Below are 1495 nucleotides of genomic sequence, written 5' to 3' on the forward strand. Positions count from 1 at the left end.
AGCCCGAGGCAGAGGCCGAATTCGAGTCCGAGCCCGAGGCAGAGGCCGAATTCGAGTCCGAGCCCGAGCCCAAGCCCGAGGCAGAGGCCGAGCCCGAGGCAGGGGCCGAACCCAAGTCCGAGGCCGAATCCGAGCCCGAGTCCAAGCCCGAGCCCGAGCCCGAGGCCGGGGCCCGAACCGGCCGCCCGAAGGCGGCCGACGGCGGCGGCGTCGTCGCGGAGGGGCGGCGGGCCGAAGCCCCGGCGGGTGCGGCGACCGGCGCGGGCAGGACCGCACGGCGGGCGCATGCCGTCACGCAGGGGACGTCCCGCCCCGAGGGCGGCGGCAGGGCGGCGCCCGGGGACGCGCCCGCGCCCGCGCGGCAGTGGCCGCTCCTCACCGTGCTGGGGCTCACCGCGCTGGGCCTGCTGATCATCGGCTTCGACCCGTTCCGGCACGCGCCCCGGATCGGCGCGCTGCTGATCGGGGCCGCCCTGCTGACCGGCGCCGGGCTGCGGCGCGCGCTGCCGTCGGTCGGCATGCTGGCCGTACGGTCCCGGTTCACGGACATGATCACGTACGCGGCGCTGGGCGGGGCCATCGTGCTGTTCGCCCTGATGACGCAGCCGGGCCCGTGGCTGGAGATCCCGTTCCTGAAGGAAGCGGTGCGCTTCACCGTCCGGTGAGGGAACGTACCGACGGCGCCCATCCCCTCCCCCGAGTCAGGACGGGCGCCGTCTGACATCCAGAGTCATGGACGTGCCAATTTCGATCAAGAGATGTCAGTTCGCTGTGGCACGGAGGCGACCATTCCGGCACGGTGTGAGCAGTCCGCCACGAACGGGAAACCGTGCCCCGGAACTGCCATCCTTGCTTCGCGCATCCTCAAGGGCACATCACGCACGGACCGGGGGACTAAGGGGGAGTGATGCCTCGTTGGAAGGCGCTGCCGGAGGAACTCGACCCGCAGGTCAGGGAGTTCGCGGGGCAGCTCCGCAGGCTGGTGGACCGCAGTGGGCTCAGCGTCGCCGCGGTGGCGGACCGTACGGGGTACAGCAAGACCTCGTGGGAGCGGTATCTGAACGGGCGGCTGCTCGCGCCCAAGGGCGCGATCCTCGCGCTGGCGGAGGTGACCGGGACCGACCCGGTGCACCTCTCGACGATGTGGGAGCTGGCGGAACGGGCCTGGAGCCGCGCGGAGATGCGCCACGACCGCACGATGGAGGCCCTCCGTATCGCCCAGGCCCGCGCCGCCCTGGACGCCCCGGACGCCCCGGACGCCCGGGACGCCCCGGGCGGCACACCCCCGGACGGCACACCCCCGTCCCCGGCGGGGCCTTCCGCCCCGGGCGCACCCTCCGGTCCCGGTACGCCGTCCGGTCCGGGTGCCGCGCCCGCTCCCGTCGTCTGGCCCGTCGCCGGTTCCGGCACGCCCGGGCAGCCGCGGCCCTCCGTCATCCCGCCCGACGGCGGCCCCAACGGCCCGGCGCCCCGCGACCCGTCCCCGCAGCCCTCC

The 1495-nt window shown here is 75.1% G+C and carries 2 protein-coding genes; both read left to right on the forward strand.

Annotated elements, in window-relative coordinates:
• Positions 1-665 (forward strand): DUF3017 domain-containing protein (locus HTZ82_RS32105; protein ID WP_254711732.1); only part of this gene is annotated, 665 nt, incomplete at its 5' end.
• 242 nt (positions 666-907) lie between these two features.
• The coding region (locus HTZ82_RS32110; RefSeq protein WP_254711733.1) for a helix-turn-helix transcriptional regulator at positions 908-1495 on the forward strand (588 nt) is incomplete at its 3' end.

It is taken from the genome of Streptomyces sp. TRM64462, from assembly GCF_013362995.1.
Lineage (GTDB): Bacteria > Actinomycetota > Actinomycetes > Streptomycetales > Streptomycetaceae > Streptomyces.